Origin of the sequence: Serratia sp. MF1(2023), assembly GCF_030954545.1 — a bacterium.
GTDB lineage: Bacteria > Pseudomonadota > Gammaproteobacteria > Enterobacterales > Enterobacteriaceae > Serratia > Serratia sarumanii.
This window is the reverse complement of the sequence record NZ_JAVHUX010000011.1, coordinates 1-20673: the sequence shown is the minus strand read 5'-3', so window position 1 is coordinate 20673 and position 20673 is coordinate 1. Positions and strand designations below refer to the sequence as shown.

Genomic DNA, 20673 nt, shown 5'->3' with positions numbered 1-20673 from the left:
GTGATCATGCCTTCGGCGCTACGGCCGTAGCTTACCGGCTCACCGGAAGGGTATGACCAATCGTAGGAGATGCCGTCGGTAAACGGCGTATTGGCGCTGCGGCTCTGGCGAAAGAACTTATCCTGCGCATCAATATCGGTATATTCCATCGCGGTGAATTCAACGCTTTTCCAGGCGTTGAAATAGCGCTGATCGCCGGTGATGCTGTGCAGCAGATAGCAGGCGTCGGCAAACCACAGCTCGGCATCGGCCGCGTTGCCCATGGCGTTGTGCGGGACCGGCACATGCAGCGGACGGTTATGCTGTACCTGATTACGCTTGATTAACACGCCGCCGTGTTCGACTGGTTGGCGATTGGCGAAATTCAGCTTGTGATTGCCGCCGAGCGTGACGTCTTTTAACTGCACCGTACCGATTTGTTCAGCGGGCAGTCCTTTGACCAGGATCTCGCCGTCGGCATCGATCTGGTAACCCTGCCAATTGATGATCCAGTCCACGTCATAGCGTTTACCGTCGTTATTCCAGTCGATTTCACCGGCGGCATTGACCGCGCGCACCTGGGCGTTGACGGCATTCCAGGCCAGCGAGCCGTCGAAGGCGAAAGTAGCGATGTCGAGATATTCACCCCAGTAGGGGGCGCCGTGAGGGATCAGAGTACGGCCCTTGTTGAAAGTTAGAGGAATACCTTTGAAGCCGCTATGCGTCGGATCCCTCGTATCGACCGGCCAATTGGCGGGCACCGGCTCTTTGGCGTTGACGATCCAGTTGGCGATCCAGCGTTGAGGGCTGTCAGGGATCGGCGCACCGTCGTAAAAGTAGGTCACATAGGCGTCAAAACAGGCGATGGCCTGTTCCAAATATTTTTGTTCTCCGGTCGCCAGATACGCATGGGCATAGCCAAGGATCTGCAGAGCCTGTCCTTCGGTGGTGGCGTCATTCGGCAGCCCCGCCATGCGCGACAGCTCGCGTTCATGGCGCGAATCGGCCAAGACATGCTCGTCGTTAAGCACGAAGTGTTGTTGAGTCGAGTCCAGCGTGATGCCGGTATTGCGTTGCAAGAATTGGTAATGTCCCTCCAGCATTTGCAGGGCGAGACTGGCATAGTCGGGGTACACGGTAGTAAGCTCTCCATCATATTGACCGCTGGCGACGTTGATTGCGCCAGCGGCTTCGAGGTTCAGCGCCAGGCCTGTCAGATGGCGGCTGACCGGCTTGGCATCGGCGATCATCCGCTCCATTTCCAGATACATCTCTTCGGTGATACCGTTCTCCAACACGCCGATATCCAACGTGAAGGTGCCGGGCTCACCGTTGGTTCCCCACCACTCGCGCAGTTTGATCAGGTAACCCAACGGTTCCACCACGCGGCGAATAGCGCCGATGGTGCCCTTGTGACGGTGGATGAAGAAAGCGGCGGCTACGACGCTGCGTTTGGCATCTTCCGTCCAGGTTTCATCCCAATGATCGACCGAGAAGGCCCAGGCCAGGTACGGCAGCAGATTGACCGGACAGGTGGCTGGATCCCACAGATCGCGCAGCGGCACCGGCATGGCGGCCAGTTCGGCACAGGCGGCCGCAGCCGCGACCTCCAGCGGGGAAGAGCCGACCGGCAGCAGACGGTTACTCATCGGAGCCTCCCACCGTCAGACGATAAGAAGCACAATGCGACGCCTGGGTTTTGTCCAATACGATGTCGGCCTGCGGGGTCTTCAATTCAACGCGTTGCACCCCTTCGGCATGCAGTGCGGCGTAGATTGCCGACAAGCGAATGTCACGGCCTAAACGGTGCTGGGCGCTGATGTAATTTTTCAGTTTGGCTTCGGCAGCGCGACGCACCGGTTCTGCTTCAGGGCCAGGGTAGAGGTACAGTACGGCATCGATGTTGTAGCTGATGATGTTGGCAGAGCGGACGGTGACGCGATCGGCCACCGGGCGCACATCTTCATCGTTCAACGCTTTATCGACGATCGCCACCAGTTCGGCGCTGGCGGTGCCGTCTCCTTCGCGTGACAGTACGGAAATCAGCACGTTGGCCGGACTGGGACTGATCGCGGAAACGTCGGCGACCCGACCATCGGCGGAACGGCCGTGATACTCGTAAGAGCCACTGGATCCTGCCACGCTTAAACCTTCGAATGCCTGCTGGATGCGCACACGGAAATCGCTATCCGATTCCATGACCGCCGGCAACGGCGGGATGACGCTCTCATCCGGCTGTTGCACCACCAGGCGTAGCACCTGGAAGTTTGCTCCCAGTTGGTCGAGGTCGCTGCCGCTGGCATAACCCAGCATCACTGCCTGTGCGGCTTCATTCACACGCTGGCGTAACAGCAGTTCGCGGTAAGCATTTTCTTGCAGCAGTTTGACGATTGGCTCCGATTCCAGCGTCAATGTACGGGCGATGGCTTCACGCTGCTCTTCCGGGTAAAGGGAAATCAGTGTGGCCTTGCGATCCGCCAGCAGCGATTCGTAATCGAGAGGATCCACCACCGTCGGGGCGGGTAATAAACTCAGGTCAATGGTTGCCATGGTGTCAGCTCACTGAAATAGAAAGAGAAAAGGCATCCGGCGTATCTGTGCGGTTGCCGGTAATGTCGACCACCATTTTTCCGTCAAAGGTGGTGTTGCAACTGATGCCCGTCAGCCGAATGCGTGGTTCCCACTGCAGCATTGCGCTGTAGCAGGCCGCCATCATTTGCAATCGCAGTACGTCGTTTTGCGGCTGATCCAGCAACTCGGATAGCAACGAACCGTAGCTGCGGCGCATGACGCGTGAGCCGATAGGCGTAATCAGGATGTCGCTCACCGACTGGCGAATGTGCTCGAGATCGGCGATTGCGCGGCCGTTGCCGCGATTCATGCCAAGAAATTTCGCGTTTTTCATGCTGGTTTGTCCGTTTGGCCTCTGCCGTTTTGCACTCCACCGTGAGTGTGGGTATGCACCACAATGCCGTTAGAGCTGATGCTGCCACCGGTGTGATTGAGATCGCCGGTCATCGAGCCGCCCTGATGGATGGCGATGGTGCCGGTAGTGAGTTGCTGGGTACACTCCACTTCGGGAGCGTCCAGCGTAATTTTTCCGCTGGCGATACAGGTGATATTTGGCGCCGTCAGTGTGATCCGCTCGGCGGCTTCAATGGTGGCGCTTTTTATGCCGACGGCCTTAAGCGCCCCGGTAGCCGGCTCGTATTCGAGCACTGCACCGTCAGGAAAAGCGATATGCGCCGCCTGTGCTGAGGCCGACGGTGCGGGGTGAGCATCGGAAAATACGCCGGGCAACACGAAAGCGGTTTCAAGTTCCCCGCCAAGTGACAGCACCAAGACCTGTTCACCAATGCTGGGCGCCCACCAGCTGCGTGCGTCGCCGGCCCGTCCGGTCAGCCAGTTGAGCCAGTCGGTAAGATTGCCGCCGGTGGCTATGCGACAGCGCCCGCGTTCCAGGTCGAGCTCGCTGACGGTCCCGATCCGTATCAGGTTGCGCACTAGGCGCTGAATATCGAAGTTGTCTGTGTTCATGTCTCAAGAATGCCGCTGGATGAAAAGGGGGACAACGCGACGGCGTTTGGCTGCCGCCGGCACAACCGAAGCTGCCTGTAGGGCGCTACGGCTGACTAAATTCGCTGAGTAACTCTCCGTGCAGATAAATCTGGGTGAAGCGAACGACGTTCTCTGGTTCGGGAGGTTCAGCCAGCGGGTTGATATGCAATGCGCCGTCGCGCGGTTCCACCCGGATTCGTTCGGTAAGTTGCAACTGCAATATCAACTGGTTGGGAGTGTCTATATCTCTTTGAAACGAAAAATCATTTTTACGCTTATCCGGATTGGCAAGAAGGTCTGGTTGGTGGCTGTGCAGCCAGGCCAGTACGGTGACCATGACCCGGTCATCGTCAGCTGACGGCACATCCAGCGCCAGATTGAGCTGATAGCGATATTCGAAGGACAGCGAGGGGGCGAGCGTTGAGACCACGCGGCCGTTAACAATGCCAAGGCGCAACCGTTCGGGGTTTTGCTGCAACAAGGGAATGGCATTGAGCAGTGCTGCACGTAGCTGTTCGGGTTTTAACATGGTGTATCTCCTGAAAAGGAAGTGGTTTGAGTGGGCGTTTATTGAAAACGGTCAGTGTGAGATGCCGTTCAGACATAGCGCACGTTCGGCCGTGCGGCGGCGCTCCAATCCTTTATTTTTGACGCCGTTGACATAAATCCAACGAGACAGTTGATCGCAAGCCGCCTGCCACTGACGGCGTTTGACAAAGGTGGCCAGCGTTGAATTGCAGGTGGCGTTGACGCCGACGTTGAAAGCGAAAGCGCTGACGGCGTCGTAAACCGGCTGCGGCATCTTGACGTCCATACAGCGCGCGATGCCGCGCTCTACGGAGCGCACATCGTCGACCAAATGGGTAGCCGCCTGGCGTTCGTTGATGACTGCACCCGGCTTCACGCCGGCGGTGTGGCCGATGCCGTTGGTCCAGACGCCGGCGCTGCATTGGTAGGGGGACAGCCGACAGCCTTCGAAATCGGCGATCAGGCGCAAACCTTGCTCAGAGGTTTTCAGCGTATTGAACTGAGGCAGCAGGGCGGCGAGCGTTAAAATAGCCGCCACGCTGCAGCGTTTAGCGAGTGAGCTCATCGTAGACTCCGCGTTTCAGGCCGTTTTTTTTTAGCGATTTCAGCAGCTGGTAGCTTTTACGCCGGTAGTACCAATTCACTGCAAAGGTACCGACGCCGACTGCGGCGCCGACCAGGATGGCAATGTCCTGTGCAGAGTGGCTCCCTAACCAGGCCAGGCAAGCCGCGACGAAATAGGCAAGGGTTGAAGTGAGTTTCTCCATCGCTTAATCCCACAATTTGACGATTTCGCGTTGGGCCGCCGCAGGCAGGTCCGGCAATTCAACCGGTTGACCGTGCGGCAGCAGGGGCCCCAGATCGGCCAGGCCACGGTTAGCCAGATAGACTTGTTCCACCTGGCGTTGCGTGCTGCCGTAGTAGCGCCAGCAAATCGCATCAATGGTGTCACCTTGTTGTGCATAAATTTTCATCATTACCATCCTGCGATAGCGTTGGGAGAGAGGGCTGTGGCCCCGGATATCTTCAGTTTCGCGCGCGTGGGAGGGAGGGGCAACGCGAGGGGGTTGTGGATGAGATGGCACAACTGAGGAGCAAAAGTGCCGTCGGCAGAAATAAAAACCCCGCCGGCGGCGGGGGGATGAAAAACGTTTGGCTGGAGGGATTAGCAGGGGGGGTGTTCGTCAGCGGGATAAAATATTTCTTGATAATCATTGTTCGGCAGCACCTGACTGGCCAAATCGGAGATCAGCGACATGGCGATCAGAAACTCGGAGGCACTGCATTGCGCAGCCTGTGAAACATCGGCGATGAATTGGATTCGGGACAGTGTTACTTGTTGTTTATCCATAATTTCCACTGTTTTTGCCCTCTCTTGACTATACTGTGTATTTATACAGTATTAAGCAAAACGCTAAAGGCGTCAATGGTTGGGCTTATCATTTGTGTAGTAAAAATACGGCCAATCATTGATTAGCGGAAATTGTACAAGGAGGCCGTCAAAATGAATTTTGCCGCCGCGTGCGAGAACCTCCAATTGCCAGCATTGCGGTTCTATGCCAATACCTCGAAGTTTGCGGGCAATATTCAGACAATGCTGCCGCTGTGGCGGCGTCAAACGAGCCGACGGCGCGGGTGCCGGCGGCAGGTGAAGAGCGCGCGTTCCACAGTTATTGCCAGAACTCCAAGGCGTCGCGGCGGCGAGTGTTTTAGCGACGATCCGCCATTGCACGGTGCGCGTTCGGTATACCCGTTCAATTCCCAAATGCGGTGCATAAATGCCGACAACTTTTGTGACGGGCTCGTCATAAGCGTTCCGGGTTTCTGAGGCTTCGCGCGCGACCCGCACCCATTGGTGGCTGCGTGGCACATTGGCGCCGCCTTGCGCCTGTATGTAACCGGCAAAGTCGCCGGCGTCGGCAGCGGCGCGCACGGCTTCGGTGCCGGCGTCAAACTGCGGCGTCAGGTTTTGGCCGCGAATACGTCGACATTCGCGGTAGACCCCGAGACCGGGCAGGCCGAAGGGATGAAACTGAGGGATGCGCCAGGTGGCGGCCCAGGCGCTGACCGCGCGGGCGGTATCGCTCAGCGGGGCGCCGGTTTCGCGATCGAGCTCTTCCTCCAATGCATACCCATCGAGGTTTTTTGCGACATATTTGGCCAGATAGGCGGTTGCGCCACCCCGGTTGAGGTGTTTGCTCTGGAAACGATGTTGTTGGGCACCGGGTTCTGCTGCATCCTGTTGCAGCGCATAACGCTGTATGATGTCAAGCACTGCCTGACGTTGCATTTGTGGAGTGAACATCATCAGATGCCAGTGCGGCGTGCCGTCATGATGAGGCTCAACCACTCGCATACCGTAGACCTGCAGACGGCGATCCTTGAAGGCGGTTCGCATTTTCCCCCACTGGGCAACCAGATAACGTTGGCCATCCTTCGGTGTTAGGGCTTGTCCTTGCCAGCGTGTATTGAAGCGCATTTTGCCTCGTGCGCCGACATGCTGGATAGGGTGAAAGCGTGCCGGCGTCGTCAACGTGATAAACAACCCGCAGTGGCCGTTGCGAGTGGCGTAGGTTTCTATACCGGCGAGGGTATTCATCAACTCCATACGACGAATGGCGGGATTGGCGATGCTGCCGAGCACTTTATCCATAAGATCGGCGCGCTCGCCCGTGGCGACGTTTTCCAGCTCGCAACGGTGAAGATAATCGAGGTTCGATTGACGCCGAGCCTTGACATCGTGAAGGGCCTGTCTGCTGGCATAAGGTGACGTGTTGTTGCGGACGTTGCCTATCGCGATTTGCAGCGCCTCGCGCCACTGCATGCGCTGCATTTTGAGACGCCGCAGCCACCAGCGATCGTCGGTCAGGCGCGACAGCGCCGCAATCGCCCGCTCGCTGTCCAACTTGCCTTTACGATAACAGCGCCAGTGCATGGGCTGGATATTGAAGGCGCGGGCCATCGTGGCGATTTGGCGATAGAGGCGGCGCTGTATATCCGCGTGTAGCAGGATCTCGGCATTATTGCCATGCTTCGCCAGCAAGGCGTCACATTCACTCTGGTAGAGCGCAGAAAGTTGGCCCCCGATACGCCGCGCCAACTGCTCCAGCGCTTTATCGCCCAGCGCGGGCAGTGCGCTATAGCTGTCCGCTTCGCTGCCAAAGTGCAGTGATTTGCGTTGATCCAAACCGAAATTATTATTTACCTGCTGAATGCGTGGCCATATCCGCCGATGGAAAACTCGCACCAGATAATGCCAGGCTGCGTGGGCTCCCTTCTGGCTGAGCAGTTGGCGGTGGCGCTCAAGGAACGGCGTGCGCAGATAATAAGGCAGGTCATGAATGCACTGCAGTATCGCTTGCCATTGGCGCAGTTGGTCGCGATTCAGCGCCGCTTCGCGCCCTATCGCACGGCGTGGGGCATTCCATGGATAGGCGTAATCACCGTACGCTGCGTGTTGTATGGCAGAGGCGTTGACCGGCAGATGTTCCGCCGGCCTATTTTTAACGGCGAGCGACATGACGTTGCTTGGCTTCTGATAGCTGCTGGCAGGTCACGCAGCGGCTGACGCCGGGAATCGCGATGCGTCTCGCCACAGGAATCGCCGCGTCACAATCGGCACAGCAGAACGCCGAGGGCGCAGTGGCAACCGGCCTGGCGTACGCAATTTGTTTCTCGAGCATCAATGCCTGGCGCTCTTGCGCCATATCAATAGTATCAGCCATAACATTTTCCAGTATTTAATAGGGAGAATTTGGGCCGAGCGATGCCCGGCGGGTTGCACGCCAGCTTTATTCGAAAGGTTATTTTTTTGGGGTTAACAGACAGTCTGTTTCGCTGATATAGCGCGGCAACGATTGACTGAGCGAGATGAGTTCATTGAGTGCCGCGACGATTTTCCGCCGTTCGGCATAACCCATTTCGTGAAACTTTAACCACACATAGCGTTCAGTCAGCCCGGCGTGGAAGCAAAACGTATGGCGCAGGTGCAGCGGCGCCGTGTCGTAAATCTCTTCGGCATGGTTGGTTTGCCGGGCAAACAGTGTGCGGCGGATTTCAGCAATACGCCGCAGGCCGATAGCCCGTTGCTCCTCGCTGGCTAGAAGCATGACAATCTCCTTATCTGAATCTGATGATGGATGAATACTCGCAAAAGCAAGGTTCGGTTATCCGTCGATCAAGGTCGAAAATTTGAGTAAACACGGTGTAAACAAAGTGCTTACGCAAGATCGTCGTCGCCTTACGGTATTTGCATTTTCATCAACCATGTCGCATCATCTTAACTAAAGCGATCGATATGCCGAGTGACGGCGAATTGATGTTACTTTAAATCGCATAATGCGACTTGTAAATGCAAATTTTATTTTAATCGGTGATGATATGCGTGAAGAAGCAACAAACAACAACACCTCCGTGGGAGCGGTGATTGAAAGAGTTCTTTCATCTTATGGCGTTGGCACGCAGAAGGAATTGAGTGAAATCCTCGGGATAGCGCCGAATAACATCAGTAGTTGGCAACAACGGGGGAGTGTTCCCGGATACGTCATCATCAACTGCGCGTTAACCACGGGGGCAGACTTGGCCTGGCTGATGACCGGCGAACTTGTAAAATCAAAAAGTAATCGCAAGCCTGCGTCATCTGCGCAAGGTAAAGCGCTTTACGATCGCGTTTTGGCTTCCGGCGGGAAAGGGGTATTGCGCCGCATTTTGGATGCTTACGGTTTCAATCTGCAAAAAGAGTTGGGCGACCTGCTGGGTATATCTTCAGGCACGATGAGCACCTGGGTCCGCCGCAACTACTTCCCCGGCGATATCGTGGTGACCTGTGCTCTGGATACAGGCGTCTCGCTGCTGTGGTTGGCGACGGGACAGGGGGAAATGTGGGGTGATGCCGCACCGGCGGTACCGGTTCCCGGAGGGCGCACGATACCGAAATATCGCCTGCTCGCCGGGCAGTTGAAAGAGGTGGGGCAGTGGTCGGCAGACTGTTCTTTGATTCCTGACGGCGTGGCTCAGCCGGCTTATGTTGATGGCGGGCGCGTATCCTGGCTGGTGGATCTGGCCGTTACGCATATCGCCAATGGCCGCTGGCTGGTGGACATAGACGGTAACCTGGACGTTTACGATATAGCGCGTTTACCGGGTAACCAAGTGCGGGTCAGCGGCGGCAACGTCGACTTTCAATGTTCTCCGGATGCGTTGAAAGCGCTTGGTATGGTCTGGTTAACGTTGACGCCGCAGGCATAAAAAAGCCCATCTATGATGGGCTTCGAGAGATTCTGGAAGGGAGATTACAGGCCGTAGACCAGCGTGACCGAGGTGGTGGTGTCGGTGTTTTTCGGTGCCGAGGCCGGCGGTTTGCTGTTGTAGGTCACGGTGTAGGCTACGCGCAGTGAGAAGCGATCGTTGATCGCCACGTTCAACGCGCTTTCCGAGTTCAGCGTGGTTTCCTCGTTCGCCAGCGCGGAAACGCCCTGAATGAACTTGGTGTTGTCGGTCAGCTGATAGGAATAGTTGGCCGCACCGTAGGCCAGCCCTTTGGTCGAGCGGCCGCCGCCGTGGTATTCGTCATGGCGCACGCCGGGACCGAACTCCACCCGCAGGTCGCTGAGCGGCCCGTTGAGGAGTTGACGGCCGTAGCCGCCGGTCAGCGTGGAGCGTGAATCGTAACCGTTGAAACGGTCGCTCAGCCAGCTGGCTTGGCCGAACAGGTAGTTGCGGTCGGTCAGGTTATAGCGCGTACGGCCACCGGCCTGGTATTTTTCGGAGGAGCGCACGTTGGAGGAGGTGGTGTTGTTGGCCGCCCCCCACAGGCTGTACGCCGCGTCGCTGTTGAACCAGGTCATGTTGGTGTTGGCCAGCAGGGTGGAACTCTGCGAGTTGCCTGACTGGGCGTTGTAGCCCGCCTGCACGTTGCCTTCAAACGGTTTCTTGGCGGTGGCCGGATCGTCCATCGCGGTGAAAAGCGTATTGTCGGCGAGAGCTGAAACACTGGTGAAAGTCGTTAAGCAGCAAATATACAGCGGAAAAGCGCGACGAGCGCGAGAAGAGAGCATTTTGGATCCAGTTGTTAAGGGTGGTTATTGTTGATGACGGTCACATTATATCGGTTCATTTCGGCGACAAAAATAGCCGCCATTAGCTTAAGTTTTTAATTTTTATTCCTTATTTATTCGCTTTTCTTCTACTGAAATTCATCGCTTTCAGCAGCGCTTCGTGCTGAGTCTGGCGGATGCCTGTCTCAGCCCATTCGTTGGCGCTGAGGTGGGGGGCGCGTCTTCCTTGTAAAATCAAATGTACATTTATGTTTACGACCCCCATCTATTGCCAGGCAAGCGAGTAGAGAGGCGTCGGCAATCTTTTTGTTTGTATATCTTATTAAATTTATTGCGTTTATTTTATTTATTGAAGTGCCTTTCCCAATGGTTTTTCTTAGGGGTAATTACGGTAATTTTTTATTTACGGAAATTGGATTGAAAACTTTACATTGCGTGATAAGGTAGAGCCCTGAAACGCTCAAGGTTCCACTTCAACGCATAACGCCAAACGACAGGAATAGCATCATGCAAAAAGACGCGCTCAATAACGTACACATCAGTGCAGAACAGGTTCTCATCACGCCGGAGGAGCTGAAGAACCAGTTCCCGCTCAGCGCCGACGACGAAAATGAAATCGCCACCGCGCGCAACACCATCGCCAACATTTTGCAGGGGCGCGATCATCGCCTGTTGGTAGTGTGCGGGCCTTGTTCGATCCACGATCCGGATGCGGCGCTGGACTACGCCCGTCGTTTGAAAACCCTGGCGGCTGACTTGAGCGATCAGCTGTATATCGTTATGCGCGTCTATTTTGAAAAACCCAGAACCACTGTCGGCTGGAAAGGTTTGATCAACGATCCGTACATGGACGGTTCGTTTGACGTTGAAGCAGGCTTGCATATCGCGCGTCGCCTGTTGCTGGATCTGGTGGGCATGGGCTTGCCGTTGGCTACCGAAGCGTTGGATCCGAACAGCCCGCAGTACCTGGGGGACTTGTTCAGCTGGTCGGCGATCGGTGCGCGCACCACCGAGTCGCAGACCCACCGCGAAATGGCTTCCGGCCTGTCGATGCCGGTCGGCTTCAAAAACGGCACCGACGGCAGTCTGGGCACCGCCATCAACGCCATGCGCGCCGCCGCCATGCCGCACCGTTTCGTCGGCATCAACCAGGCGGGCCAGGTTTGCCTGCTGCAGACCCAGGGCAACCCGGACGGGCATGTGATCCTGCGCGGCGGTAAAACCCCGAACTACAGCGCCGAGCACGTTGCGGCCTGTGAAAAACAGATGCTCGAGGCGGGACTCCATCCGTCCTTGATGATAGATTGCAGCCATGGCAACTCGAATAAAGACTATCGCCGTCAGCCGGCGGTGGCCGAGTCCGTGGTGGAGCAGATTAAGGCGGGCAACCGTTCGATCACCGGCATCATGCTGGAGAGCCATCTGCATGAGGGCAACCAGTCTTCCGAGCAGCCGCGTGCAGACATGCGTTACGGTGTGTCCGTCACCGACGCCTGCATCAACTGGGAAAGCACGGAAACGCTGCTGCGTCATATGCATCAGGAACTCGGCGCTGCGCTGACGGCACGCACGGGAGAAAAGTAAGTTATGGTGGCAGAACTGACCGCGTTACGCGATCAAATTGACGAGGTGGACAAAGCGCTGCTGGATCTGCTGGCGAAACGCCTGCATCTGGTAGCGGAAGTCGGCGAGGTGAAAAGCCGCCACGGTTTACCGGTTTATGTGCCGGAGCGCGAAGCGGCGATGCTGGCCTCGCGCCGTCAAGAGGCGGAAAACCTCGGGGTGCCGCCGGATTTGATCGAGGATGTCTTGCGCCGCGTGATGCGCGAATCGTACGTCAGCGAGAACGATAAAGGCTTTAAAACCCTGTGCCCGCAGCTGCGGCCGATCGTCATCATTGGCGGCAACGGCCAGATGGGCCGGCTGTTCAACCGTCTGCTGACGTTGTCGGGTTATCAGGTCAGGGTATTGGATCAGGAAGATTGGCCGCAGGCGGAACAGCTGTTGGCAGACGCCGGCATGGTGATCGTCAGCGTGCCAATCCATGTGACCGAACAGGTGATAAGCCGCCTGCCGCCGTTGCCCGACGACTGTATTTTGGTGGATTTGGCGTCGGTGAAGAACCGTCCGCTGCATGCGATGCTGGCGGTGCACAGTGGCCCGGTGGTGGGGTTGCACCCGATGTTCGGCCCGGACGTGGGCAGCGTGGCGAAGCAGGTCGTGGTTTACTGCGACGGCCGCCGGCCAGAGGCTTACCAGTGGTTGCTTGAACAGCTGCAGGTGTGGGGGGCGCGGCTGCACCGCATCAGTGCGGTCGAACACGATCAGAACATGGCGTTTATTCAGGCGCTGCGGCACTTTGCCACCTTCGCCTACGGGTTGCATCTGGCGGAAGAGAACGTGCAACTGGAGCAGTTGCTGGCGCTCTCTTCGCCGATCTACCGGCTGGAGCTGGCGATGGTTGGCCGCCTGTTTGCGCAGGATCCGCAGCTGTACGCCGACATTATCATGTCGTCGGAGGAAAACGTGGCGTTGATCAAACGCTACTACCAGCGCTTCGGCGAGGCGATCAAGCTGTTGGAGCACGGCGACAAACAGGCGTTTATCGATAGCTTCCGCAAGGTGGAGCACTGGTTTGGCGATTACGCCCAGCGCTTCCTGGTGGAAAGCCGCACGCTGTTACGGCAGGCTAACGACAGCCGGCAGTAAAATACCGGCGGTAAATAAAAATGAAGGGTTCGGCTTGGCCGAACCTTTTTTTATCGCGTCAGGATGGGTTGACCGGCACCACGGTGTCGCTGGGATAACAGCCCAGCACCTTCAGCGAGCGGGTGATGGGCGCCAGATCGCGCAGCGCTTTTTGCATTGCGTCGGCACGCAGGTTGGCCTGCACATCGATGTAAAACATCTCTTCCCACGGATTGCCGTTGATCGGGCGTGACTCCAGTTTGGTCATGATGATGCCGTTGTCGCGCAATACCAGCAGCGCTTCGACCAGTGCGCCGGATTGCTGGCCGGTCGCCATGATCAGCGTGGTTTTGGCCGGCACCTGTTCGGAGACGTCGATCGCTTTACGCGCCAGGACGATAAAGCGGGTGATGTTCTGTTGTTGATTGGCGAGGTTGTGTTCCAGCACTTGCAGCCCGTACAGCGCGCCGCCGGCCTCGCTGCCCAGCGCCGCCACCTTCGGCGAATTCAACTTGGCGACTTTCTCCATTGCGGCGGCCGTGCTTTCAGTGTATTCGATTTTCCAGTGCGGGAATCGATTCAGGAACTGGCTGCACTGCTGGAACGGCTGCGGGTGGCTGTAGACGGTTTCAATCTGGCTCAAATCGCTGTCGCCGGCCACCAGAACACAGTGGTTGATAGGGTTGGTCAGTTCGCCGACGATCGACAGACTGGTGTGTTGCAGCAGGTCGTACACCTCATTAATCGAGCCGGAGCTGGTGTTCTCGATCGGCAGAATGGCGTAGTCCGCCTGGCCGGTTTCCACCTGGGCGAAGATATCCTGAAACTTCTGGCAGCCACATTCGATCAACCGATCGAAATGGCGGGCGGCGTATTGGCGCGCCGCCAGATGTGAATAAGAGCCTTTCGGGCCGAGAAAGGCGATGCGGGCGGAGTGTTGGCTGACGGGATTGAGCTGGTGCTGCAGCAGCGCCTGCTGGGTCAGGACGGAGTCTTCAATGATCAGTTGGAACAGGCGGGTGACGTAGAAACCGTCCAGGTCGTAAGGCTTGGCGGCGGCGATCAGCGCATCCAGCAGATCGCGCTCGCGCTCTTTGTCGCGGATCGGACGGTGAGAGTGCAGTTTGGTTTTGCCGACTTCGATCGCCAGTTCACGGCGTTCCGCCAGCAGGGCCAACAGTTTCAAATCCAGTGCGCTGATGCGCTCGCGCAGCACCAATAACGGGTTGTCAGTCATAATCAGCTTCCGCCTTCAGTTCTTATTCGTTGTATAACAGCCATAAAAAAAGCCTCCTGTTTCCAGGAGGCCTTGTTGTTCGTCTTCGCATTCTTTCTCACACGACGAAACGCCTCCCAGTCAGGGGAAGGTAAAAAAGAATGCGAAGAAAAACGGTGTGCGTGGCATGGTCTACCTAAGGTTAATGCGAACAGGTTTTAAAGTAACCGCTGGCTTTTACCCCGTCAACAAAAATACCCGACAAAAAACGCGCCCTCGGGCGCGTTTGATGCGGCAACCGCAGTCGGACGGTTATTCCTGTTCCTGCGTCACTTCCGGCACGATGTCTTTCACGCTGGCATTGCAGCGGCGCGCTTCACCTTTGTGCTGCACCTTGTTCAGCTGGCGCTCCAGCTTGGCGATCAGCTCATTAACGGCGGTATACATGTCATCATGTTTGGCGCTGGCGACCAGCGGGCCGTTCGGCGTGGTAATGGTAGCGTCGGCGACAAACCCCTGCGGTTCTTTGGATAAGACGATATGCGGGTTTATCAGCTGGGTCTGCCATTTTTCCAGTTTGGTGAGACGGTCTTCGACGTGATTGCGGATTGCGGGAGTGATATCCATTTGTTTGCTGGTAATGTTCAATGTCATATAACTTACCTCTCTGTCTTTCCGTCTTGGTGAACCCAGCATACCCCGCTTTTTGTTTAAATGCGTGATGTAAATCACGATTTTTTGTCACTTTTTGCAAAGTTAGTTCAATCTGTGATTCAGCATTTGAATTGGTTATCTAATGCTTGAGAGTTGCCGCCGGATGGCGCATTATCGATGAGTTGACCGGTGAGGAGCGCTAGCTAACACCGTGTTTTTACTTGTGTATTCTTCCAGTGAAAACCAGGTCCACGCCAATGAAAACGGCAGCCGAGGCTGCCGTTTTGTTTTTTTGCCGTTGCCGACGCGCGTTTATTGCGGGTTGGCGGCGATCACTTTGGCCACTTTGTCAGCCTGGCCGTTCAACTGCAGTTGCTTGTAGGCATTTTCCATCAGCGGCAACACGTCGTGCGTCGCTTTGGTATCCGGGAATTCACGCAACATCTGCTCGGCGCGATTAACGACCGCGACGTAAGCACCGCGTTTAGTGTAGTATTCCGCCACCGAAAGCTCATACTTGGCCAAGCGGTCTTTCAGATACACCAAACGCTTGTTGGCGTCGGTCGCGTATTGGCTGTTCGGGTATTGCTGAATCAACTGGCTGAAGTCGCGGAACGCAGCGCGAGCGTGCTGAGGATCGCGGTCCGAACGGTCAACCCCGAAGAAGCCCTGCAGCGCGCTGTCATCGAGCGCCATGTCGGTCAGACCGCGCATGTACATCACGTAATCGATGTTCGGGTGCGTCGGGTTCAGGCGCATGAAGCGATCGATGGATGCCTGCGCCATCGGCAAGTCGGCGGCCTTATAGTAGGCGTAAATCAAATCCAACTGGACCTGCTGGGAATACGGCCCGAAAGGATAGCGGTTATCTAACGCTTCGAGTTGCGTAATCGCGCCCTTGAAGTTACCGTCCTGCAGCTTTTGCTGCGCGGTGGCATAGATTTCCGAAGGTGGGTTGTCGGGAACCGCATCCTTGGATGTGGAGCAACCTGCCAGCGCCAGGCTCAACGTGGCTGCCGCCACCAGATATTTCATACGCGTCATGACGTTTTGATTATCCTCAGGGTGTTATTCCGGGAGACTGTCCGTTAAGCTCCCGACAAAGACCAGGTACAATAGCACATTATATTAAACGGCATCGCCGTGAAAACCCAACGTTAACGAAGAAGCTGCATATGGCACAACAAGTACAACTCACCGCAACGGTGGCCGAATCTCAACTCGGACAACGTTTAGATCAGGCTTTGGCCGAATTGTTCCCTGATTATTCACGATCTCGCATAAAAGAGTGGATCCTGGGCGATCGGGTGAAGGTCAATGGCAAAACGTCAAACAAACCGAAAGAGAAGGTGCTGGGCGGAGAGACGGTCGCCATCGATGCACAGATAGAAGAAGAGGCGCGTTGGGAGCCGCAGGATATCGCGTTGGATATCGTCTATGAAGACAGCGACATCCTGGTGATCAACAAGCCGCGCGATTTGGTGGTGCACCCTGGCGCCGGTAACCCGGACGGCACCGTGCTCAATGCGCTGCTGCATCACTACCCGGAAATCGCCGACGTGCCGCGCGCAGGCATCGTGCACCGTCTGGATAAAGACACCACTGGCCTGATGGTGGTGGCGAAAACCGTGCCGGCGCAAACCCGGCTGGTGGAAGCGCTGCAGGCACGTGAAATCACCCGTGAATACGAAGCGGTGGCGATCGGAACCATGACCGCCGGCGGCACGGTAGAAGAGCCCATAGCGCGCCATTCCACCAAGCGTACCCACATGGCGGTGCACCCGATGGGTAAACCGGCGGTGACGCACTACCGCATCATGGAACACTTCCGCGCGCACACCCGTCTGCGTCTGCGCCTGGAAACCGGCCGTACTCACCAGATCCGCGTGCACATGGCTTACATCAGCCATCCGCTGGTGGGCGATCCGCTGTACGGCGGCCGTCCACGTCCGCCGAAGGGGGCTTCGGAAGCCTTCATCAACACGCTGCGCGGTTTTGACCGCCAGGCGCTGCACGCCACCATGCTGCGTTTGTACCATCCGATCAGCGGCATCCAGATGGAGTGGCATGCGCCGCTGCCGCAGGACATGGTCGATCTGATTAACGCGCTGAAGGCGGATACCGAAGAATTCAAAGATCAGATGGACTGGTAATGAACTCGCTCATTCTGCCCGACTGGCCATTGCCTCCCGGCGTTAAGGCCTGCAGCACCACGCGCGGCGGCGGCGTCAGCCTGCCGCCTTATGACTCGCTGAACCTCGGCGCCCACGTCGGTGACGAGGAGCAAGCGGTGAAGCGCAATCGGGAACGGTTGGTTACCGTCGCCGGCTTGCCGCAGATGCCGGTGTGGCTCGAGCAGATACATGGCACCCGTGTGGTGACGTTGGCGGGGCAAGCGCCTGCCGATCTGCGGGCGGATGCGGTTTACAGCAACGTGCCGGGGCAGGTGTGTGCCGTGATGACGGCGGATTGTCTGCCGGTGCTGTTCTGTTCGCAGCACGGCGATGAAGTGGCCGCCGCTCACGCCGGCTGGCGTGGGTTATGCCATGGCGTGCTGGAGCAAACCGTGGCGGCGTTCAGCGCCGCGCCGAGCCAGATCAGCGCCTGGCTGGGGCCGGCGATCGGCCCGCAGCAGTTTGAGGTCGGGCCGGAGGTGCGCGCTGCCTTTATCGCGGAAGACGCCGAAGCCGCGGCGGCGTTTACGCCGCACGGCGATAAGTTTTTGGCTAATATCTACTTGCTGGCTCGCCAACGTTTGTTGCGGGCAGGCGTGCAGGCCATCTACGGCGGCGACCGCTGCACGGTTAACGAAAAGAGTCATTTTTTCTCCTATCGACGCGATGGAATAACCGGACGTCTGGCAAGTTTAATCTGGCTGATATAACCTATTGAATTAGGACGATCCAACGACGCATGGCGTTGTACCGAAAATTTAGCGTCGAGATAACCTTGAAAATTTGAGGGATGACCTCATTTAATCTCCAGTAGCAATTTCGACCCATCTTGGAGGTGTTATGCGTCTGGATCGTCTTACCAACAAATTCCAGCTTGCCCTCGCCGATGCCCAGTCACTAGCCCTTGGGCACGACAACCAGTTTATTGAACCGCTACATCTGATGAGCGCCCTGCTCAATCAGGAAGGGGGCACGGTTCGTCCACTTTTAACTTCCGCAGGTATCGATGCCGGGCGCGTGCGCACCGAGATCGAACAGGCGCTGTCCCGTTTGCCGCAGGTAGAAGGTACCGGTGGCGACGTTCAACCGTCCCACGAGTTGGTGCGCGTCCTGAACCTGTGCGACAAGCTGGCACAGAAGCGTGCGGATAAATTCATTTCTTCCGAGCTGTTTGTGCTGGCGGTGCTGGAAGACCGCGGCTCGTTGACCGACTTGTTGAAAGCGGCCGGCGCAACGGCCGACAAAATCAGCAAAGCCATTGAACAAATGAGAGGCGGTGACAGCGTGGAAGACCAAGGCGCCGAAGACCAGCGGCAAGCATTGAAGAAATACACGATCGATCTGACCGAACGCGCCGAGCAGGGCAAACTTGACCCGGTGATCGGCCGTGACGAAGAGATCCGTCGCACCATTCAGGTGCTGCAACGCCGTACCAAAAACAACCCGGTGCTGATCGGCGAACCTGGCGTGGGTAAAACCGCCATCGTCGAAGGCCTGGCGCAGCGCATCATCAACGGCGAAGTGCCGGAAGGGCTGAAGCACAAGCGCGTATTGTCCCTCGATATGGGCGCCTTGATCGCCGGCGCCAAATACCGCGGCGAGTTTGAAGAGCGTCTGAAAGGCGTGCTCAACGATCTGGCCAAGCAGGAAGGCAGCGTTATCCTGTTTATCGACGAACTGCACACCATGGTCGGCGCCGGTAAGGCGGATGGTGCGATGGATGCGGGCAACATGCTCAAGCCGGCGCTGGCGCGCGGCGAACTGCACTGCGTCGGTGCCACAACGCTGGATGAGTACCGCCAATATATAGAGAAAGACGCGGCGCTCGAACGTCGTTTCCAGAAAGTGTATGTGGCGGAGCCGAGCGTGGAAGACACCATCGCTATCCTGCGCGGCCTGAAAGAGCGTTACGAATTGCACCACCACGTGCAGATCACCGACCCGGCCATCGTGGCGGCGGCGACGCTTTCTCACCGTTATATCGCCGATCGTCAATTGCCGGACAAGGCTATCGACCTGATCGACGAAGCGGCATCCAGTATTCGCATGCAGATGGATTCCAAGCCGGAGTCGCTCGACAGGCTTGAACGCCGCATCATTCAGTTGAAGCTGGAACAGCAGGCGCTGAATAAAGAGTCTGACGACGCCAGCAAGAAACGCCTGGACATGCTCAGCGATGAGCTGGGGCAGAAAGAGCGCGAATATTCGGAGCTGGAAGAAGAGTGGAAAGCGGAAAAAGCCTCGCTCTCCGGCACCCAGAACATCAAGGCTGAACTCGAGCAGGCCAAAATCACCCTGGAGCAGGCGCGCCGCGTTGGCGATCTGGGGCGGATGTCGGAACTGCAATACGGCAAAATCCCTGAGCTGGAGAAACAGCTCGCCGCCGCCACGCAGGCCGAAGGCAAAAGCATGAAGCTGCTGCGCAATCGGGTGACCGATGCGGAGATTGCCGAGGTGCTGGCGCGTGCCACAGGCATCCCGGTGGCCAGAATGCTGGAAGGTGAACGCGACAAACTGCTGCGCCTGGAGCAAGAGCTGCATTCGCGGGTGATCGGCCAGGACGAAGCGGTCAGCGCGGTCTCTAATGCTATCCGCCGCAGCCGCGCCGGGTTGTCCGATCCTAACCGGCCGATCGGTTCGTTCCTGTTCCTCGGCCCTACCGGGGTGGGGAAAACCGAGCTCTGCAAGGCGCTTGCTTCGTTCCTGTTCGACAGCGACGACGCCATGGTGCGTATCGACATGTCCGAGTTTATGGAGAAACACTCCGTTTCGCGTCTGGTCGGCGCGCCTCCGGGCTATGTGGGTTATGAAGAGGGCGGCTATCTGACGGAAGCCGTGCGCCGCAGGCCTTACTCGGTGATTCTGCTGGATGAAGTCGAGAAAGCGCACCCGGACGTATTCAACATTCTGCTGCAGGTGTTGGATGACGGCCGACTGACCGATGGCCAGGGCCGTACCGTCGATTTCCGCAATACCGTGGTGATCATGACTTCCAACCTGGGCTCCGATCTGATCCAGGAGCACTTCGGTCAGATGAACTACGCGCAGATGAAAGAGTCGGTGATGGAGATGGTGAGTCACCACTTCCGTCCTGAGTTCATCAACCGTATCGACGAAGTGGTGGTGTTCCATCCGCTGGGCGAGAAACACATTGCTGCAATCGCCAAAATTCAGCTGTCGCGTTTGTACAAACGTTTGGAAGAACGCGGTTACGAAGTGACCATGACCGAACCGGCCCTGGCTTTGTTGAGCAAAACCGGTTACGACCCTGTGTATGGTGCGCGTCCGTTGAAACGCGCGATTCAGCAGGAGATCGAGAACCCGCTGGCGCAGCAAATCCTGTCCGGCAAGCTGATTCCCGGCAAGCTGGTGACGCTGGATGTGGAAAACGACCATATCGTTGCACGCCAATAACGGCAACTAAGCGTCATGAAGATGAAAGGGAGCGGGTGACCGCTCCCTTTTCTTTATCTTCATTTGTCTCTATTTACAGGGTTTGCCGCTATTGCTGCGCTAAAACCGGTGTTTTTTGACTAATAAACATCCTAAAAAGGCATTTTGGGCGATTATTTGAGCGCTTGAAAAGTTTTTTGCATTTAGGGGTTGCGGCCTGCCGAGAACTCCCTATAATGCGCCTCCACTGACCGGGAACAACGACTGACAAGCCGCCGGGTCAGCGAGAAGACAGCGAAATAAACGCTTGACTCTCCGGGCTAAAAGCGTAATATACGCAGCCCGCGCCGATGAGTTTCTCGGCACTGCTCTTTAACAATTTATCAGACAATCTGTGTGGGCACTCCACAAGACGATATCCAGCATC

Annotated in this window: 22 protein-coding genes, 1 pseudogene and 1 other annotated feature; of the genes and pseudogenes, 6 read left to right on the top strand and 17 right to left on the bottom strand. The window is 57.0% G+C overall.

Going from position 1 to position 20673, the window contains the following annotated elements; translation table 11 throughout:
• Positions 1-1106: 1106 nt before the first annotated feature.
• From REA38_RS06395 to REA38_RS06340, 12 genes and pseudogenes are all read right to left on the bottom strand, one after another.
• A pseudogene (locus REA38_RS06395) lies at positions 1107-1628 on the bottom strand (phage tail protein I); the annotation flags it as partial.
• The gene (locus tag REA38_RS06390) at positions 1621-2529 is read right to left on the bottom strand and encodes a baseplate assembly protein (RefSeq protein ID WP_074026409.1); all 909 of its coding nucleotides are present in this window, start codon (positions 2527-2529) and stop codon (positions 1621-1623) included. The gene REA38_RS06390 and the pseudogene REA38_RS06395, both read right to left, overlap by 8 nt.
• A 4-nt stretch (positions 2530-2533) precedes the next feature.
• Complete coding sequence (locus tag REA38_RS06385; RefSeq protein ID WP_074026410.1) at positions 2534-2884, bottom strand: GPW/gp25 family protein; 351 nt, start codon at positions 2882-2884, stop codon at positions 2534-2536.
• Positions 2881-3516: a phage baseplate assembly protein V gene (locus tag REA38_RS06380; protein WP_033652969.1), complete on the bottom strand. Its 636-nt coding sequence runs from the start codon at positions 3514-3516 to the stop codon at positions 2881-2883. Before REA38_RS06380 ends, REA38_RS06385 begins: the two co-directional genes overlap by 4 nt.
• 85 nt (positions 3517-3601) lie before the next feature.
• On the bottom strand, positions 3602-4066 hold the full coding sequence (locus REA38_RS06375; protein ID WP_308885377.1) for a phage tail protein: 465 nt from the start codon (positions 4064-4066) through the stop codon (positions 3602-3604).
• A 51-nt stretch (positions 4067-4117) separates the two neighbouring features.
• A complete protein-coding gene (locus REA38_RS06370) occupies positions 4118-4630 on the bottom strand; it encodes a lysozyme (RefSeq protein WP_033652971.1) in 513 nt (170 codons plus the stop codon).
• Positions 4614-4832 (bottom strand): HP1 family phage holin, encoded by a 219-nt coding sequence (locus tag REA38_RS06365; RefSeq protein ID WP_033641928.1) that lies wholly within the window; start codon positions 4830-4832, stop codon positions 4614-4616. The genes REA38_RS06370 and REA38_RS06365 overlap by 17 nt, the downstream gene beginning before the upstream one ends.
• Before the next feature lie 3 nt (positions 4833-4835).
• On the bottom strand, positions 4836-5042 hold the full coding sequence (locus REA38_RS06360) for a tail protein X (protein WP_374213773.1): 207 nt from the start codon (positions 5040-5042) through the stop codon (positions 4836-4838).
• Between the two features lie 188 nt (positions 5043-5230).
• Positions 5231-5425 (bottom strand): hypothetical protein, encoded by a 195-nt coding sequence (locus REA38_RS06355; protein WP_033641930.1) that lies wholly within the window; start codon positions 5423-5425, stop codon positions 5231-5233.
• 63 nt (positions 5426-5488) lie between these two features.
• A complete protein-coding gene (locus tag REA38_RS06350; RefSeq protein WP_308885374.1) occupies positions 5489-7585 on the bottom strand; it encodes a replication endonuclease in 2097 nt (698 codons plus the stop codon).
• The gene (locus REA38_RS06345; protein ID WP_033641931.1) at positions 7569-7790 is read right to left on the bottom strand and encodes a TraR/DksA C4-type zinc finger protein; all 222 of its coding nucleotides are present in this window, start codon (positions 7788-7790) and stop codon (positions 7569-7571) included. The genes REA38_RS06350 and REA38_RS06345 overlap by 17 nt, the downstream gene beginning before the upstream one ends.
• Before the next feature lie 78 nt (positions 7791-7868).
• Positions 7869-8174, bottom strand: coding sequence for a hypothetical protein (locus tag REA38_RS06340; protein WP_033652973.1), 306 nt, complete (start codon positions 8172-8174; stop codon positions 7869-7871).
• A 271-nt stretch (positions 8175-8445) separates the two neighbouring features.
• On the opposite strand from REA38_RS06340, the gene REA38_RS06335 reads away from it, so the two are divergent.
• Positions 8446-9312 (top strand): helix-turn-helix domain-containing protein, encoded by an 867-nt coding sequence (locus tag REA38_RS06335; RefSeq protein WP_374213772.1) that lies wholly within the window; start codon positions 8446-8448, stop codon positions 9310-9312.
• A gap of 44 nt (positions 9313-9356) precedes the next feature.
• On the opposite strand, the gene REA38_RS06330 is transcribed toward REA38_RS06335, so the two are convergent.
• Positions 9357-10121: a YdiY family protein gene (locus REA38_RS06330; RefSeq protein WP_004932469.1), complete on the bottom strand. Its 765-nt coding sequence runs from the start codon at positions 10119-10121 to the stop codon at positions 9357-9359.
• A 507-nt stretch (positions 10122-10628) separates the two neighbouring features.
• Here REA38_RS06330 and REA38_RS06325 point away from each other — a divergent pair.
• Together REA38_RS06325 and tyrA are read left to right on the top strand one after the other, a co-directional pair.
• Positions 10629-11705 carry a 3-deoxy-7-phosphoheptulonate synthase gene (locus REA38_RS06325; RefSeq protein WP_016929016.1) on the top strand — a complete coding sequence of 359 codons (1077 nt, stop codon included), beginning with the start codon at positions 10629-10631 and terminating at the stop codon, positions 11703-11705.
• Positions 11706-11708: 3 nt separating this feature from the next.
• Positions 11709-12830: a bifunctional chorismate mutase/prephenate dehydrogenase gene (gene tyrA / locus REA38_RS06320; RefSeq protein ID WP_033637185.1), complete on the top strand. Its 1122-nt coding sequence runs from the start codon at positions 11709-11711 to the stop codon at positions 12828-12830.
• Between the two features lie 58 nt (positions 12831-12888).
• On the opposite strand, the gene pheA is transcribed toward tyrA, so the two are convergent.
• The 4 genes from pheA to bamD form a co-directional block, all read right to left on the bottom strand.
• Complete coding sequence (gene pheA / locus REA38_RS06315) at positions 12889-14046, bottom strand: bifunctional chorismate mutase/prephenate dehydratase (RefSeq protein ID WP_033637186.1); 1158 nt, start codon at positions 14044-14046, stop codon at positions 12889-12891.
• A gap of 42 nt (positions 14047-14088) precedes the next feature.
• Positions 14089-14215 (bottom strand) — a sequence feature (Phe leader region).
• Entirely contained in the window at positions 14167-14214 is a 48-nt protein-coding gene (locus REA38_RS06310; RefSeq protein ID WP_101428074.1) for a hypothetical protein, read from the bottom strand. Its footprint overlaps the feature before it by 48 nt.
• Positions 14216-14337: 122 nt before the next feature.
• Positions 14338-14679 (bottom strand): ribosome-associated translation inhibitor RaiA, encoded by a 342-nt coding sequence (raiA, locus tag REA38_RS06305; protein WP_004932457.1) that lies wholly within the window; start codon positions 14677-14679, stop codon positions 14338-14340.
• A 312-nt stretch (positions 14680-14991) separates the two neighbouring features.
• A complete protein-coding gene (gene bamD, locus REA38_RS06300) occupies positions 14992-15723 on the bottom strand; it encodes an outer membrane protein assembly factor BamD (RefSeq protein ID WP_004932456.1) in 732 nt (243 codons plus the stop codon).
• A 131-nt stretch (positions 15724-15854) separates the two neighbouring features.
• On the opposite strand from bamD, the gene rluD reads away from it, so the two are divergent.
• The 3 genes from rluD to clpB all read left to right on the top strand — a co-directional run bounded on the left by rluD (position 15855) and on the right by clpB (position 20267).
• Positions 15855-16832 (top strand): 23S rRNA pseudouridine(1911/1915/1917) synthase RluD, encoded by a 978-nt coding sequence (gene rluD, locus REA38_RS06295; RefSeq protein ID WP_004932452.1) that lies wholly within the window; start codon positions 15855-15857, stop codon positions 16830-16832.
• Positions 16832-17563 (top strand): purine nucleoside phosphorylase YfiH, encoded by a 732-nt coding sequence (gene yfiH, locus REA38_RS06290; RefSeq protein WP_049213703.1) that lies wholly within the window; start codon positions 16832-16834, stop codon positions 17561-17563. Before rluD ends, yfiH begins: the two co-directional genes overlap by 1 nt.
• A gap of 130 nt (positions 17564-17693) precedes the next feature.
• Positions 17694-20267, top strand: coding sequence for an ATP-dependent chaperone ClpB (gene clpB / locus REA38_RS06285; protein ID WP_025301647.1), 2574 nt, complete (start codon positions 17694-17696; stop codon positions 20265-20267).
• Positions 20268-20673 lie beyond the last annotated feature (406 nt).